General features: G+C 66.5%; 14 protein-coding genes. 12 read left to right on the top strand and 2 right to left on the bottom strand.

All coding sequences use genetic code 11. The features are described from left to right. The first annotated feature begins 59 nt into the window (after positions 1-59). Genes AB4Z16_RS03670 through tam form a run of 5 tightly spaced genes read left to right on the top strand, consistent with a single transcriptional unit; the run spans position 60 to position 4,625 of the window. Positions 60-1,196, top strand: coding sequence for an ABC transporter substrate-binding protein (locus tag AB4Z16_RS03670; RefSeq protein ID WP_441509955.1), 1,137 nt, complete (start codon positions 60-62; stop codon positions 1,194-1,196). A 13-nt stretch (positions 1,197-1,209) separates the two neighbouring features. Continuing rightward, positions 1,210-2,271, top strand: a complete 1,062-nt coding sequence (locus tag AB4Z16_RS03665; protein ID WP_441509954.1) for a FecCD family ABC transporter permease — start codon at positions 1,210-1,212, stop codon at positions 2,269-2,271. A gap of 3 nt (positions 2,272-2,274) precedes the next feature. Continuing rightward, positions 2,275-3,060 carry an ABC transporter ATP-binding protein gene (locus tag AB4Z16_RS03660; protein ID WP_441509953.1) on the top strand — a complete coding sequence of 262 codons (786 nt, stop codon included), beginning with the start codon at positions 2,275-2,277 and terminating at the stop codon, positions 3,058-3,060. Positions 3,061-3,063: 3 nt separating this feature from the next. Beyond that, a complete protein-coding gene (locus AB4Z16_RS03655) occupies positions 3,064-3,843 on the top strand; it encodes a class I SAM-dependent methyltransferase (protein ID WP_441509952.1) in 780 nt (259 codons plus the stop codon). Beyond that, entirely contained in the window at positions 3,840-4,625 is a 786-nt protein-coding gene (tam, locus tag AB4Z16_RS03650; RefSeq protein WP_441509951.1) for a trans-aconitate 2-methyltransferase, read from the top strand. Before AB4Z16_RS03655 ends, tam begins: the two co-directional genes overlap by 4 nt. Before the next feature lie 24 nt (positions 4,626-4,649). Here tam and AB4Z16_RS03645 read toward each other — a convergent pair whose 3' ends face one another. Continuing rightward, entirely contained in the window at positions 4,650-5,228 is a 579-nt protein-coding gene (locus AB4Z16_RS03645) for a cupin domain-containing protein (RefSeq protein WP_441509950.1), read from the bottom strand. A gap of 324 nt (positions 5,229-5,552) precedes the next feature. On the opposite strand from AB4Z16_RS03645, the gene AB4Z16_RS03640 reads away from it, so the two are divergent. The 7 genes from AB4Z16_RS03640 (at position 5,553) to AB4Z16_RS03610 (ending at position 13,256) form a co-directional block, all read left to right on the top strand. Continuing rightward, entirely contained in the window at positions 5,553-7,199 is a 1,647-nt protein-coding gene (locus tag AB4Z16_RS03640) for an amidohydrolase (RefSeq protein ID WP_441509949.1), read from the top strand. Positions 7,200-7,214: 15 nt separating this feature from the next. Next, entirely contained in the window at positions 7,215-8,156 is a 942-nt protein-coding gene (locus AB4Z16_RS03635) for an ABC transporter permease (protein ID WP_441509948.1), read from the top strand. Beyond that, positions 8,156-9,067, top strand: coding sequence for an ABC transporter permease (locus AB4Z16_RS03630; RefSeq protein WP_441509947.1), 912 nt, complete (start codon positions 8,156-8,158; stop codon positions 9,065-9,067). The genes AB4Z16_RS03635 and AB4Z16_RS03630 overlap by 1 nt, the downstream gene beginning before the upstream one ends. Positions 9,068-9,110: 43 nt before the next feature. Next, the gene (locus AB4Z16_RS03625; protein WP_441509946.1) at positions 9,111-10,700 is read left to right on the top strand and encodes an ABC transporter substrate-binding protein; all 1,590 of its coding nucleotides are present in this window, start codon (positions 9,111-9,113) and stop codon (positions 10,698-10,700) included. 173 nt (positions 10,701-10,873) lie between these two features. Then, positions 10,874-12,307 carry an amidohydrolase family protein gene (locus tag AB4Z16_RS03620; protein ID WP_441509945.1) on the top strand — a complete coding sequence of 478 codons (1,434 nt, stop codon included), beginning with the start codon at positions 10,874-10,876 and terminating at the stop codon, positions 12,305-12,307. A gap of 151 nt (positions 12,308-12,458) precedes the next feature. Further along, on the top strand, positions 12,459-12,626 hold the full coding sequence (locus AB4Z16_RS03615; RefSeq protein ID WP_441509944.1) for a hypothetical protein: 168 nt from the start codon (positions 12,459-12,461) through the stop codon (positions 12,624-12,626). Positions 12,627-12,659: 33 nt separating this feature from the next. Next, positions 12,660-13,256 (top strand): SCO family protein, encoded by a 597-nt coding sequence (locus AB4Z16_RS03610; RefSeq protein ID WP_441509943.1) that lies wholly within the window; start codon positions 12,660-12,662, stop codon positions 13,254-13,256. Here the strand turns inward: AB4Z16_RS03610 and AB4Z16_RS03605 are convergent. Next, positions 13,201-14,988, bottom strand: a complete 1,788-nt coding sequence (locus AB4Z16_RS03605) for a glycosyltransferase family 2 protein (RefSeq protein WP_441509942.1) — start codon at positions 14,986-14,988, stop codon at positions 13,201-13,203. The two genes, AB4Z16_RS03610 and AB4Z16_RS03605, sit on opposite strands and share 56 nt — an antisense overlap. Between the last annotated feature and the right edge of the window lie 77 nt (positions 14,989-15,065).

The raw sequence follows: 15,065 nt of genomic DNA, 5'->3' as shown, positions 1-15,065 counted from the left end.
TGTCTCCCGGCGAATGGTTGTGTTAGCGCGGGGCGATCTTCTCGATATGGACGGCTATCATGTTCGCTCTGTCCCGCCTGACGCGCCTCCTGCCTGCCGCCGCATTGGCTCTGGCGGTCTTCTCCGCTCCCTCCGCCAGCGCCGAAACGATCGAGGTCACCGATCTCGCCGGCCGCGTCGTCAGCGTCACGCGCGATCCGTCGAAGATCGTGCTGAGCGAAGGCCGCCAGCTCTATACGCTGGCGATGCTCGATCGCGAGGACCCGTTCAAGCGCGTCGTCGGCTGGGGCAACGATCTGATCGAGAATGATCCCGGCGCCTGGGCGAAATATCTCGCCAAGTTCCCGAAGGCCAAGGATGTCGCGAACATGGGCAACCCCTATGCCGCCGATGTCAGCATGGAGAAGATCGCCGCGCTCGGCACCGAGGTTTACGTCCTCGATCTCTCCAATTACTTCAAGGCGCAGGAGACCGGCCTGCTCGGGAAGCTGGAGAAGGCCGGCATCGCTACGATCTTTGTCGATTTCCGCCAGGATCCGACCCAGAACGCACTGCCGAGCGTACAGCTCCTCGGCCGCGTCCTGGGCCGCGAGAAGGAGGCGAACGCCTTCGCCGATTACTATCTGCGCCAGACCCGGAGCATCTACGCCCGAATCGGCGCGATCCCCGACAAGCAGAAGCCCATGGTCTTCGTCGAGCGGGCTGCCGGCCTCCTGCCCTGCTGCGCCACTTTCGGCCCCTTCAATTTCGGCCGCTATATTGAGGAGGCCGGCGGCCGCAACTGGGGCAGCCAGTTCTTCTCCGCCTTCCAGGCGCAGGCCGCGCAGGAAAAGGTGCTCTCCGACAACCCCGACATCTACTTCCTCACCGGCGCCAACTGGTATGGCAGCAATCCCGGCAGCAACGCCGTCAGCCTCGGTTATGACGCGACACCCGAGAAGGTTCAGAAGGAGATGGCGGCGCTGATGAGCCGGCCCGGCTTCCAGCAACTCAAGGCGGTGCAGGGCAAGAAAGTGATGGCCTTCTACCATCAGTTCTACGACATGCCCTATTACTTCATCGCCGAACTCGCCATGGCGAAGGAGTTCTATCCGGATCGCTTCAAGGACGTCGATCCGGAGGCGGTGTTCAAGGAGTTCCACGAGAAGTTCCTGCCGATCTCCTATTCCGGCGTGTTCTGGGCCAAACTCCAGTGAGCGCGGCTAAGCGATGACGGCAGTCCTGCCCGTGACGCCGGCTGCGTCCGCAGACTACCGCAAGCGCAGCACGACGCGCCTGAAGCTCGTTCTGCTCGGCGTGCTGGCCTTGCTGCTTGCGGTGGCGCTCGATGTCTCGATCGGGCCCGGCAATCTGCCGCTTGGCGACGTCCTGCGCACGCTCGCCGACCCGCAATCGGCCTCGCCGCGATTGTCCGTCATCGTCTGGGACCTGCGCCTGCCGATCGCGCTGATGGCGCTCACCGTCGGCGCCATGCTGGGCCTGAGCGGGGCCGGCATGCAGACCATCCTCGCCAATCCGCTGGCCGACCCCTTCACGCTCGGGGTCTCCGCAGCGGCAACGGTCGGCGCCTCGGTGGCCATCGTCTTCGGCTGGAGCGTCCTGCCCGGCGCCGGCCCCTTCATCGTCACGGCCAACGCCTTTGTCTTCGCTCTCTCCGCCTCGCTCGTGCTGTTCTTCATGACGAAGCTGCGCGGCGTCAGCGCCGAGACGATGATCCTGGTCGGCATCGCCCTGCTCTTCACCTGCAACGCCATCACTGCGCTGCTGCAGTATCGTTCCAACGAAGTTCAGCTTACCCAGATCGTGTTCTGGACCCTGGGCAGCCTCGCCCGCGCGAGCTGGAGCAAGGTCGGCGTGGCCGCAGTGCTGATCGCGCTGGCCCTGCCCTTCTTCCTGATGCGCGGCTGGGCGCTCACCGCGCTCCGGCTCGGCGACGAGCGGGCGGAAAGCCTCGGCGTCCGCGTCGACCGGCTGCGGCTGGAGATCCTGATCGCGACCTCGCTGCTGGCGGCGGTCTCGGTGTCCTTCGTCGGTGGCATCGGCTTCATCGGCCTCGTCGGCCCGCATATCGCGCGGCTTCTCGTCGGCGAGGACCAGCGCTTCTTCCTGCCGGTCGCGACGATCGCGAGCGCGGTGCTGCTCTCGCTCGCCTCCACCGTCTCGAAGGTGATCACGCCGGGCGTGATCTATCCGATCGGCATCATCACCGCGCTGATCGGCGTGCCCTTCTTCGTCAGCCTGGTCATGTCGATCCGCAACAGGGGGGCCTGAGCCGTGGCACTGCTCATCCGCGATCTCGATTTCCGCTATGGCGCCACGCCTGTCCTGCAAGGGCTGGGCACCGGCGAGTTGCCGCGCGGCGAACTGACCGCCTTGGTCGGTCCGAACGGCTCGGGCAAGTCGACCCTGTTCCGCTGCGCGGCTGGCCTGCTTGCCCCGCAGGCAGGCATGGTGAAGCTCGACGATCGCGACCTTGCGATGCTTCCGGCGCGGGAACGCGCGCGCAAGGTCTTCTATCTCGCCCAGGACACCGACGCGCGCGTGGCGCTCTCGGTCTTCGACATCATCCTGCTCGCCCGCAAGAGCCTGCATCGCGGTTTCGCGCTCGCGGCCTCTTCCGAGGATATGCGCGCCGTCGAGGCGGTGATCGCGGAGCTGGGCCTCGCTCCCTTCGCTTCGCGTGACATCGCCACGCTCTCGGGCGGCCAGCGCCAGCTCGCCGCCATCGGCCAGGCGCTGGTGCGCGAGCCCGACGTGCTCCTGCTCGACGAGCCGACGAGCGCGCTCGACGTGCGCCGCCAGCTCGACGTCATGGCGACGATCCGCGAGGCCACGCGCCGGCGCGGCATCGTTACCGTCGTGGCGATCCACGATCTTTCGCTCGCGGCGCGCTTCGCCGATCGTGTCCTCGTGATGAACGGCGGACGCATCGCCCAGGCGGGCGCACCGGCCGAAGTGCTTGCGCATTCGGCCGTCTCCGAGACATATGCGGTCGGCGTGCATCTGGAGCATTCCAGCCGGGGCACGCTTCTGGTCGAGCCCTATATCCAGGTTCATTGAGCCATGTCCGCTTCCGCTCCGCACGACAATTTCACGCTGAAGGAAGAGATCCGGGCCTATTGGTCGGCGCGGGCCGAGAGCTTCGATCTTTCCTTCGGCCATGCGATCAAATCCGACCGGGAGTTGCAGGCCTTCCAGCGCCTGATCCGCGATTCCTTCGGCCCCGCACCGCTCGACGTGCTGGATCTCGCCTGCGGCACCGGCGAGATCACCCGTGCGCTGCTTTCGCTGAACCACCGTGTCACCGCGCTCGACTTCTCCGAGGCCATGCTGGAGCGCGCCCGCGCCAAGCATGGCAAGGCGGCGCGTTTCCGGCTCGGCGATGCCGAGCACTTGCTCGACGACGACGCCAGCTATGATGCGGCGATCACCCGCCATCTCGTCTGGACGCTGACCGATCCGGAGGCGGCTCTCGGAGAATGGTTCCGGGTTTTGCGCCCCGGCGGGCGGCTGCTCGTCATCGACGGCGACTGGGTCAATCGCACGCGCTGGCAGGCTCTGGTCAACCGTTTCGGCAATTGGCTGCGCGACAGGCGCGGAGCGCCCGTCCACCAGATCGACGCGGACACCCATGCCTCGATCACCAAGCGCTTCTATTTCAAGGACGGCCTCAGCCGGCAGCGTCTCCAGGAGATGCTGAAGGCCGCGGGCTTCGTCGATATCGTCCCGGCCGACTATATCCAGGTCGTTCGCGAGCAGCAGCGAGCTGCTCCGCTGCACGACGCGATCCGGCTGGCATCCTCGACCCGCTTCGCCCTGCTCGCACGGAAGCCTTCGGCATGACCGCAAAGCCCGACTGGGACGCCGCACAATATCTGCGCTTCGAGGATGAGCGTACGCGCCCGTCGATCGATCTTCTCGCTCGGGTCCCGCTCGGCGATCCCAAGCGCTGCATCGATCTCGGCTGCGGCCCCGGCAACAGCACCGAACTGGTCGCGCAGCGGTTTGCGGGTGCCGCGACCGAGGGGCTCGATTCCTCGCCGGACATGCTGGAGAAGGCACGCAAACGCCTGCCGAACCTGTCCTTCGTGCTGGGCGACGTGAACTCATGGTCGGATGCGGCGGGCTACGATTTGATCTTCGCCAATGCCGTGCTGCAATGGCTGCCCGACCATGAAGGCCTGTTTCCGCGGCTGGCAGGTTCGCTCAAGCCGGGCGGCTGCCTCGCCGTGCAGATGCCGAACAATCTCGCGGAGCCCTCGCATGTCGCGATGCGCGAGGTCGCGGCGCAAGGGCCTTGGGCAGTGCGGCTGGCCACCGCCAAGGCGGAGCGCTCGGCAATCGGTTCCTTCGGCGATTACCGCCGCTGGCTGATGGCCGCAGGCTGCCGGGTCGACATCTGGCAGACGACCTATGTGCATGCGCTCGCCGGCGTCGAGGCCATCGCCGAATGGTTCAAGAGCACGGGGCTAAAGCCCTATCTCGACCGTTTGACGGCTGAGGAGCGGGAGGTCTTCCTCACGCGCTATCTCGCGCGCATCGCGCCGGCCTATCCGCCCGAACAGGACGGCAAGGTGCTGCTGCGCTTCCCGCGCCTGTTCATCGTCGCGGTTCGCGAGGGCTGACGCTACCGGTGCCGGGCACGCGGCCTAGAGATAGGGCGGCGTGCAGGCGCTGACGACGATGCAGCGCTCCGTGCCGATATTGCGGTAGCGATGCGGGATGCGGCTGTCGAAGAGATAGGCGTCTCCCGGCTTGAGCACCTTGACCTGGTCGCCGACGGTGATCTCGAGCTCTCCGGCGAGCACGACGCCGCCCTCATGCGAATCGTGCTTGAGCATGGCGATGCCGGTATCGGCGCCGGGCTCGTAGGATTCGTGCAGGATCTGCAGGTTGTGCGCCTGTGCATCGCCGACCTGGCGGAAGGACATCTGCCCCCGGCTTTCGCCGCCATTGACCTGATGCAGCCGCGAGGTGAGGTCGAGCAGGTCCGGCGCCTCGAAGAAGACCTTGTCCTTCGGCGCCCGGGCTTCGTCAAAAAAATTCACCATGCTCATCGGGATGCCGTCGAGAATCTTGCGCAGCGACGCCACCGACGGACTGTTCCGATTCTGCTCGATCAGCGAGATCAGGCTGTGTGTCACGCCCGAGCGCGCCGCAAGTTCGCGCTGGGAAAGCCCGGCTGCGAGCCTTATTTCCTTCAGCCTTCCGCCGACATCAAAGCTCATCGCTATTCAGCCTCCCCGTTTTGCGCGCCTTGTCGTTTCTGCGCGTCATGCAGGGCGCGCCCGCTCGACGGCCCTTGCCATGCTCAATATTCTGAGCAATGCTGACGGAAAGCCAATAAGAAAATAGTGTCATGGGGAACCGGCGGAGTGGAATAGTTTTCGCGTTTAGAGCAGGCCGTCCAGACTAAATTCCTGATCCTGTCCGGTAGGACCGCGTGGAAGCGATGTTTCGTTCCCATGTGGCGGTAGCTGCTTGCCGAATACTAGTCGCGTGCCAAGACCCCTGGCGAGAATTCAACAGGGAAAACAGGGTAAACAGGGTCGATGACGCAGGCCGAGACCGTTTTGTTGAATGGCCGCATCTTCTGCGGCTTGGCGGAAGGCTTCGTGGAAGCGCTGGCCATCGCGGGCGACAAGGTGCTCGCAGCCGGATCGGCTGCTGAGATTGCCGCTCTGCAGGGCGCGGGAACGAAGGTCGTCGATCTGGCCGGTCGCGTCGCCATTCCCGGCCTCAACGACGCGCATATGCATCTGCTGCCGCTCGGCCTCGCCATGGGGGAGGTCAATCTGCGCCCTGAGGAAGGCGTCAACAGCATCGACGAGATCCTGCGCCGCATCGCTGCCGCGGTGAAGGGCAAGAAGCCCGGCGAATGGGTCACCGGCCGCGGCTACGACCATAACGAACTCGCCGAGGGGCGCCATCCCACGGCCGAGGAGCTGGATCGCATAGCGCCGGACAATCCCGTCTACATCAAGCGCACCTGCGGCCATGTCGGCGTCGTCAACAGCCGGGCCATGGCGGCCGCGGGCATCGGCCACAATACTCCCAGCCCGGCTGGCGGCCTGATCGAGCGGCGCGACAACAAGCTGACCGGCCTGCTGGCCGAGAGCGCCATGCGGCTGATCGTCGAGGCCATGCCGCAGCCGAGCATTGCCGAGCTGAAGGCGGCGATCGAGAAGGCCGGGCACTACATGCTCGCGCAGGGCTTCACCAGCGTGATGGATGCCGGTGTCGGCATGGGCGCGGGCATGGCCGAGATCGAGGCCTATGAGGAGGTCGCACGCGCCGGCACGCTGCCGGTCCGGACCTGGGTCTGCATCTACGGCAATGCCGATGGCATCGGCGACGAGGCGCATGCGGCCGGCTATCGCTTCGGCCGCGAGACGGGCCTGCTGCGCTACGGCGCGATGAAGGTCTTCGGCGACGGTAGTGCCGGCGGTCTGACCGCCGCGATGAGCGAGCCCTACTTGGTCGGCGACCCCGACAATCGCGGCATCTTCATCTATTCCGACGCCGATATGCACGGCTATCTCGCGCATTATCACAAGCTCGGCTACCAGCTCGCCATCCACGCCATCGGCGACGCCGCGATCGAGCAGGTGCTCTCCGGCATCGAGAAGGCCGACAGCCCCGAGCATCCGATCCGCGGGCGCCGCCACCGCATCGAGCATTGCGGCTTCCTGACCGACGGCCAGCTCGCGCGCATGGCGGCGGCCGGCATCGACCCCGTGCCGCAGCCGGCCTTCATCTACGAGTTCGGCGATCTCTACGTGATCAATCTCGGCGAGCAGCGCGCCGGTGCCTCCTATCCGATGCGCAAATGGCTTGATGCCGGGCTTCACGCCGCGGCGAGCTCGGATGCGCCGGTCTGCGCCACCGATCCGTTCAAGAACCTCTTCACCATGGTCACCCGCCAGACCAAGCGCCACACGGTGGTAGGCGGCGCGGAGCGATTGAGCATGGAGGAGGCGGTCCACGCCTATACGCTTCTCGGCGCCTACACCCAGTTCGCCGAGGACAAGCTCGGCCGGCTCGTTCCCGGCCAACTCGCTGACGTCGCCGTGCTCTCGCACGACATCTTCTCGGTTCCGGTCGAAGCGGTCGAGAACGAGGTGCGTTGCGATCTGACGCTGCTCGGCGGCGAGGTCGTCTTCGACCGTCACGGTCAGCTCGCCGCTGCCGCGCAATAGGCCGGGGACCACTTCATGCTCCGACATACGCTGCAAAGGCTGCTGCTGGTCCTCCCGGTCCTGCTCGGCGTGCTGCTGATCGGCTTCCTGCTGATGCAGGTGGTGCCGACCGACCCAGCGCAGGTCCGCGCCGGCCCGACCGCGACGCAGGACGTCGTCGAGGCCATCCGTCAGGAGCTGGGGCTCAATCAGCCCCTCTGGAAGCAGTTCCTGATCTATATTGGGCGCCTTGCGCAGGGCGATCTCGGCGTCTCCATCATCAACAACGTCCCGGTCGTGCAGGAGCTTGGCAATACCATCGGCCCGACGCTCGAGCTGATGTTCGCATCGCTGGTCTGGGCGATCCCGCTCGGCATGCTGCTGGGCACGCTCGGCGCCTATTTCCGCGGCTCGCTGCTCGATCGCGCGATCATGGCGGTCTCGGTCGCGGGCGTCTCGCTGCCGGTCTTCTTCCTGGGGCTCGGCCTGATCTGGCTCTTCGGCTTCAAATACCCGATCCTGCCTTTCACCGGCCGCGTCGGCCCGCTCTGGACCTGGGAAGGGTTGCAGGGCGTCATCCTGCCGGCGCTGACTTTGGGCGGCGTCTTCGTCGGCCCGGTCGCACGTATGACCCGTACCTCGGTTCTTGACGAACTCGGCGCCGACCATGTTCGCACCGCCCGCGCCAAGGGGCTGGCTGAGTGGGTTGTGCTGATCAGGCACACGCTGCGCAACGCGCTTGTCCCGGTCGTCACGCTGATCGGCCTACAGATCGGCTTCCTGCTTGGCGGCGCCGTCGTCACGGAAACCGTGTTCTCATGGCCCGGCATCGGCCGGCTCGCCGTCGGCGCCATCCTGTCGAGCGACCTGCCGATGGCGCAGGGCACGATCATCGTGTTGTCCCTGGGCTTCATCCTGGTCAATCTCGCGGTGGACGTCCTCTACGCCGTGCTCGACCCGCGTGTGAGGGGCGCCTGATGAGTTCCGCGACCAGCCCGTTCCAGCCGGGCGCCAAAACCGTGGAGGCCGCCATCAGCGTGGCCGCCGCCACGCCTGTCCGCCGGAAGACGGTGCTCAGGATGCTGTTGTCCGATGTCGGCGCCTGCGTCGCGCTCGCCCTCGTCGTGCTCGCGATCCTCGGCGCGGTGTTCGCGCCCTGGCTCGCCCCGACCGATCCTTACGGCAACGACCTCGCCAACACGCTGAAGCCGCCGGGCGAGGCCGGGCTGCTCGGCACGGACGGTCAGGGGCGCGACATGATTACTCGCCTGCTCTTCGGCCTCAGGACGACGCTGCTCATGGGCAGCGCCTCGGTGATCTTCGGCTGCCTGATCGGTGGCGTCATCGGCTTCGCCGCGGCCTATTATCCCAAGCTCTCGGGCGTCCTGATGCGCCTGATGGATGTGCTGCTCTCCTTCCCGGCCATCCTGTTCGGCCTCGCCATCGCCGCTATCTTCGGGCCCGGGCTGACGGCGGTCATCATCGCGCTCTCGATCGCGACCGTGCCGCTGATGGCGCGCGTCGTGCGCGGCTCGGCGCTGGTGGTGCTGCAGCAGGGCTATATCGAGGCGGCCCGCTCGCTCGGCCTCAGCGATCTCCGCATCATCCTGCGCTACGTCCTGCCGAACTGCCTCTCGGCGATGTTCGTCTTCGTCACCTTGCGCTTCGGCCAGGTCATCCTGCTCGGCGCGGCGCTCTCCTTCCTTGGACTGGGCGCCCAGCCTCCGACCGCCGAGCTTGGCGCGATGGCCGCCGACGGCCGCAACTTCCTGTTCTTCGCGCCGCATGTCTCGGTCCTGCCGAGTCTCGCGATCTTCGCGGTCGTCCTCGCCTTCAACGTGCTCGGCGATGCGTTGCGGGACGCGCTCGATCCGAAGCTGCGCAAGTAAGCCGCTCATTCCAGTCAAGAAACGTCAAAAGGGGACCAGACCGATGATGAAACGATCCACCCTGCTTCTGGCCGGCGCCGCTGCCGCGACCTTGGCCGCCATGCCGGCCCTGGCGCAGCAGAAGGCGCCGCTCTCGATCCTGCGCGTGATCGACGCCGACAACTACGATCCGATCCGCACCACCGCCACGGCCGCCGCCGAGGTGCTCTACATGATGGCGGATACGCTCGTGACGGTCGACTTCGACATGAAGACGATCAAGCCCGGCCTCGCCAACAGCTGGACGGTTTCGCCGGACGGCATGACCTACACCTTCAAGCTGCGCAACGACGTCAAATTCTGCGACGGCCGGCCGATGACGATCGACGATGTCGTCTATTCGCTGAAGCGCTGGACCGACCCGGCCAACAAGTCGCCCGTCTCCTTCCGTGGCGGACCGGTCAAGGATATCCGCGCCGAGGGCGATTCCACGCTGATCTACGAGCTGAAGGAGCCCTATAGCGACCTGCTGTTCCAGATGGCGCTGTCCTTCGCCTCGGTCGTCGACAAGAACACGGTCGAGAAGCTCGGCCCGAACTTCGGCGTGCAGGGCTTCAACGGCACCGGCCCCTATTGCTGGTCGAAATGGACCCCGCGCCAGGAGCTCGTCCTCAAGAAGAACCCGCACTACAGCTGGGGCCCGCCGATCTACAAGGACCCGAAGCCGCAGATCGACGAGATCGTCTGGAAGGTTATCCCCGAGTCGAACACGCTGATGGCCGCGATTCAGGCCAAGCAGGCCGACGTGACCTATTACATGCCCTATATCGCGCTCGACACGATGCAGCGCATCCCCGGCATGACGGTGCAGCGGCAGGAAAACTACATCTACGACATCTTCATGGGCTTCAAGGTCGACAAGCCCGTCTCGAAGGACGCCGCGATCCGCGAAGCGGTCAACATGGCCGTCGACAAGCAGGCCATCGCCAAGGCGATCTTCTTCGGCAAGGGCACTGCGTTGCCGTCGCTGCTCAACCCGGCCGTGCTCGACTACGACAAGGACTCGGCCGGCAAGATGCCGAAGCATGACGCGGCCGGCGCCATCAAGGTGCTGGAAGCGGCTGGCTGGAAGCCGGGCGCCGACGGCATCCGCGAGAAGGACGGCCAGAAGGCAACCTTCATCGTCTACGGCATCCGCAACGACGTGAATCCGCGCATCTCCGAGGCGATGCAGGCCGATCTGCGCAAGGTCGGCATCGACCTGAAGATCCAGCTTTGGGACGCCACCGTCGCCTGGGGCAAGCTCGCGACGCAGGAGTTCGATGCCTTCTACATGTCCTACCCCTATGTGACGGCCACCGAGGCGCTGAACCTCTACTTCGCCAGCCGGCAGGCACCGACGCCGAACCGGATGAACTGGAAGGACGCGAAGACCGACGAGCTGCTCAAGGCGGCGGCTACAGCCGTCGATGCGGACAAGCGCAAGCAGGCGATCGGCGCCGTGCAGAACCAGCTCACCGAGGCGAATGTCTGGGTGCCGCTCGCCTCGCAGCCGCTCTGGGTGGTCGCGGGTGACCGGGTCGAGGGCGTGCGCGCCCACGGCATCTACGGCGCCGGCCTCTACAAGGGGCTGGATATCAAGCTGAAGCGCTAAGCTTCCTCCGCGCCGCGTGGCCCCGGCCGCGCGGCGCCTTTTCGACGTCTGGCTGGAGAAGCATTTTCGAGCGAAGTGGCTACCGGTTCGCGTGAAGAAAATGCGTCAAAACAAAGGGATAGAGAATTTCAACGCTTCGAAGCGGCGCGGGAATGCTCTGAGGAGGGAACATCATGACGATCACGGTCATCAAGAACGCCGAAATCGTTGTCGCCTGGGATGCGGAAGCCTCCCGGCATGTCTATCTGCGCGGAGCCGACGTCGCCTTCGAGGATGGCACGCTGCGCTATGTCGGCGCCCGCTATGAGGGGCAGGCCGACGAGACCGTCGACGGCGACGGGCGCATGGTCATGCCCGGCCTTGTCAACATTCATTCGCACCCCTCGAGCGAGGCGCTCAACAAGGGCTTCCTCGACGAGCTCGGCTCGCCCGCGCTCTACAATTCCTCGCTCTACGAGTTCATGCCGATCCTGCGGCCCGATGCCGAGGCGGTGCCGGACTGCGTGCAGGTCGCCTATTCCGAACTGTTGCTCTCCGGCGTTACCACGCTTGCCGATCTCTCGGTCGCCCATCCCGGCTGGCTCGATCTCGCCGCCGATAGCGGCCTGCGCGTCTGCGTCTCGCCGATGTTCCGCTCGGCCCGCTGGTACACTAAGAACGGCCATGTCGTGGAATACGAATGGGACGAGAAGGCCGGTGCCGCTGCCATGGCGACCGCCTTCGAGGTCATCGAGCAGGCCCAGAAGCACCCGTCCGGCCGGCTCTTTGGCATGGTCTGCCCCGCCCAGATCGACACCTGCAGCGAGGGCCTGATCAAGGACAGCTACGCCGAAGCCAGGCGTCGCGGCCTGCCCTGGCAGATCCACGCCGCCCAGTCGACGGTCGAGTTCCACGAGATCACCCGCCGCCATGGCGTGACGCCGATCCAGTGGCTGGAGAAGCTCGGCGTCCTCGGCGCGACCAGCATCGTCGGCCACGGCATCTTCCTCGACGACTACCCGCGCCTCGGCTGGCACAGCCGCCGCGACCTCGCGCTGCTGGCCGAGACCGACACGATGGTGGCCCATTGCCCGACGGTCTTCATGCGTCGCGGCATCGCGCTCGATGATTTCGGGCGTTATCGCCGCGCCGGCGTCCGGATCGGCCTGGGCACCGACACCTATCCGCATAACATGCTCGAGGAGATGCGCCATGTCGGCTATGTCGCCCGGCTGATGGCGGAGAACCCGCGCACGCTCACCACCACCGACATCTTCGAGGCCGCAACCACGGCCGGCGCCGCCGCGCTCGGCCGCGACGACATCGGCCGGCTTGAAGCCGGCTGCAAGGCCGACCTCGTCATGGTCGATCTCAGGCACCCGATGATGCAGCCGCACCGCGACCCCGTTCGCAGCATGGTCTATGCCGCTGCCGAGCGCGCTGTCGACCGCGTCTATGTCGACGGGAAGCTTGTCGTGCGCGACGGCACCGTCCTGACCATGGACTATCCCGCGGCGGCTTTGCGCCTCCACGAAGCCCAGAAGCGGACGGAAGCTGCGGCACCGGGCAATGACTGGATCAAGCGTCCGGTCACCGACTATTCGCCGTTGACCTTCCCCGTGAAGTAAGCCGGGGGGCGGAGCCCTAGCCGCGTCGTCGTGCGGCGGCCAGCCCGGGCTGTGCCTTGCGCATGGCCGCATCGCCGCATTGTGAGCCCCTGCGTCACGCCGCCCGCTTTCGGGCGGCGCCGGCTGGCGATAGGGTGGCGGAATGGTGCAGGTGGATCCGACAGCGCAAGCCGGGGCGGGCTCTTCGAGCCGCAACGGGCTTCTGTTGCTCGGCGGCGGCTTCTTCGGGCTGTTGCTGGCGGGCCTGCTGCTATGGTGGCGCGAGGGGGACCGGCTCTTCACCGACGGGCTCATCGCCGCCATCGTCGCGTGTTTCTAGCGGCTTGATGTCCGCTCTTCCGGGAAGCTCTTCGTGAACCGCCGTATCGTCCTGCCTCTCGTCGTGTTCCTTGCCGGCGCGCTCGCGCTGGCCGCGGCTGCGATCCTGACCTTCGCGCCTGGTCGCCAGGGCGGGGGGAGCGGCACCGCGAGCGTCGGCGGCCCCTTCACGCTGACGACGCAGGACGGCACGCCGCTTTCGGACACGGATCTGAAGGGTTCGCCGTTCCTGGTCTTCTTCGGCTTCACCCATTGCCCGGATGTCTGCCCGACCAAGCTCTTCGAGATATCCGAGGCGCTGCGGGCCGCTGGCGAGAGCGACAAGGCCAAGAGGCTCAAGGCGCTGTTCATCACCGTCGACCCGGAGCGCGACACGCCGGAAACCATGAAGAGCTATCTCGGCTCCTTCGATTCCCGCATCATTGGCCTGAGTGGCGACCGGCCGGCGATCGACGCCGTGGTCAAGGCCTACCGCGCCTATGCCAAGAAGGTGCCGCTGAAGGATGGCGACTACACGATGGACCACACCGCACTGGTCTATCTGATGGGCAAGGACGGCAGCTTCATCGGCGCGTTCAATATCGAGCAGACTCCGGCACAGGCTGCAGCGGAATGGCTGCGTCACTCGTAGCCGGCGCCTCGACGGGCGCGCGCCGGCGCGCCAGACCGTGCTCGGTCTTGTTCCAGACGAAGCGGCGATTGAAGTACTCGTAGAGCGCCATCCACGCGGCGACCGAGACCAACGCGTAATAGAGCGGCAGCAGCGGCAGCAGCAGGAGCAGGCCGGGCGAGCCCCTGCGCAGCGCGCCGACCGCCGGGGGCGCGAAAAGTGCGACGCTTCCGAGAAGCCAGACGCAGAGGGCGATTGTCGAGGTGACGGTCGCGAACGTGCCGACCGGCGCGAACAGCGAACCATCCCAGTAGGCGAGCAGCGCGGCGAGGGCGAAGACCGGATAGCCCAGCGCTGTCGCGATCGTGCCGAAAGTCAGCGACAGGAAGGCAAAGCTGGCGCTCAAACCGGCCTCTCGCAGCAGCGCGAGCGGGTTGCGCGAATGCGTCACCAGGGTCTGCATGTAACCCTTGATCCAGCGCGAGCGTTGCTTGAGCCAGGCCAGGATCGTCAGGGGCGCCTCCTCACGCGTCGTCGAGGGCAGATCGCAGATGCGATAGCCCGCACGCACCAGCCGCAGGCCGAGATCGGCATCTTCCGTGACGTTCCAGGCGTCCCAGCCGCCGACTTTGCGCAACACCTCGGTTCGGAAATGGTTCGAGGTGCCGCCCAGCATGATCGGCAGCTGGAACAGCAACAGGCCGGGGTTGAGCACCTCGAAGAGCCCGGCATATTCGAGGGCGAAAAGGCCAGGGAGAGTGCCTTCCTCGGCGTGGTCGATCACGAGCCTGGCCTGCAGGCAGGCAAGTTCAGGTGGCGCGCCAAGGAAGCGTGCTGCCGCCATGCGCAACTGCTGCCGGTCCGGGATGTCCTCGGCGTCGAAGATGGTGAACAGCGAACCGCGGGCTTCGAGCAGCGCGAGATTGAGCGCCCGCGGCTTCGTGCGCGGCACGCCCGGCGGCACGACCATCACGGTGAAGTGCGGCGGCAGCGCCATCTTTGCGAGCGCGGTGCGCATGCCCGCATCGTCGGCCTCGATCAGCAGGCGGATATCGAGCTTGGCTGGCGGATAGTCGAGGGCGCAGAGCGCATCGGTCAATTGCCGCAGAACCGCCTCCTCGCGGTACATCGGCACGGCGACCGTGTAGACCGGCAGGCGCGCATCGTCGACGCGCCACCGATGGCTTTGCCAGAGATCGGGCGTGGTGCGTTCGATCGTAGTCGCGAGGCGCAGCATGATGAGGCCGAGAAAGAGCGGGCCGAGCAGCAGGGCGAGCGCAAAGAACGTTTCGAGCGGCGCGAAGATGCCGCCGATCGCCGCCGCAGTGAGACCGATGCCCGTGGCGATCACCTGGCCGCGGCCGGCGCCGGTGCGGGCGCTGTCGCGGAGGAGCCCGGTCTCGTCGAGCCCAGCGGCATGGCGCGCCAGTTCGGCGGCATTGGAACGGCGCAAGGCCTCGGCGAAGCGGCGCGGCGTTGTCACCGCGATATCCGCGCGCCGTCGCGGGCCGCCTTCGAGCATTCGACGCAGCGCCGGCCCTTCCGGCGCGAGTACGAAGCGGAGCGCGGCCCCTTCCCCCGTGGGCGCGATGCCCTGGCGCAGGATCGCGCCATATCGGCCACCCGGCAGCAGCGGCGGGGGAGTGGATCGGAATGGTAGGCCCATCTCGGCAGCCAACGCCCGGTAGAAACCGACTTCGTCGACCAGGCCGAGCGCCATGGCCTCGCGCGCGGGATCGGTGCGGTTGCGCATGGCGCGCTCGGCCGCCCGCGTCAGCGCGGCAGGGGCTACGCCGTGCCGCGCGAGAAAAGCAATTTCGACCGGCAAAC

Source organism: Allobosea sp. TAF32 (assembly GCF_052113585.1).
Taxonomy (GTDB): domain Bacteria; phylum Pseudomonadota; class Alphaproteobacteria; order Rhizobiales; family Beijerinckiaceae; genus Allobosea.
Note: the sequence above shows the minus strand (reverse complement) of the source record. Positions and strands in the feature narration are given on the sequence as shown.

Excerpts from the sequence above, each read along its gene's own strand:
- AB4Z16_RS03665 (WP_441509954.1), top strand. The coding sequence starts at position 1,210 with ATGACGGCAGTCCTGCCCGTGACGCCGGCTGCGTCCGCAGACTACCGC.
- AB4Z16_RS03670 (WP_441509955.1), top strand. The coding sequence starts at position 60 with ATGTTCGCTCTGTCCCGCCTGACGCGCCTCCTGCCTGCCGCCGCATTG.
- AB4Z16_RS03640 (WP_441509949.1), top strand. The coding sequence starts at position 5,553 with ATGACGCAGGCCGAGACCGTTTTGTTGAATGGCCGCATCTTCTGCGGC.
- AB4Z16_RS03620 (WP_441509945.1), top strand. The coding sequence starts at position 10,874 with ATGACGATCACGGTCATCAAGAACGCCGAAATCGTTGTCGCCTGGGAT.
- AB4Z16_RS03605 (WP_441509942.1), bottom strand. The coding sequence starts at position 14,988 with ATGCGCAACCGCACCGATCCCGCGCGCGAGGCCATGGCGCTCGGCCTG.
- AB4Z16_RS03655 (WP_441509952.1), top strand. The coding sequence starts at position 3,064 with ATGTCCGCTTCCGCTCCGCACGACAATTTCACGCTGAAGGAAGAGATC.
- AB4Z16_RS03625 (WP_441509946.1), top strand. The coding sequence starts at position 9,111 with ATGATGAAACGATCCACCCTGCTTCTGGCCGGCGCCGCTGCCGCGACC.
- AB4Z16_RS03630 (WP_441509947.1), top strand. The coding sequence starts at position 8,156 with ATGAGTTCCGCGACCAGCCCGTTCCAGCCGGGCGCCAAAACCGTGGAG.
- tam (WP_441509951.1), top strand. The coding sequence starts at position 3,840 with ATGACCGCAAAGCCCGACTGGGACGCCGCACAATATCTGCGCTTCGAG.
- AB4Z16_RS03635 (WP_441509948.1), top strand. The coding sequence starts at position 7,215 with ATGCTCCGACATACGCTGCAAAGGCTGCTGCTGGTCCTCCCGGTCCTG.
- AB4Z16_RS03645 (WP_441509950.1), bottom strand. The coding sequence starts at position 5,228 with ATGAGCTTTGATGTCGGCGGAAGGCTGAAGGAAATAAGGCTCGCAGCC.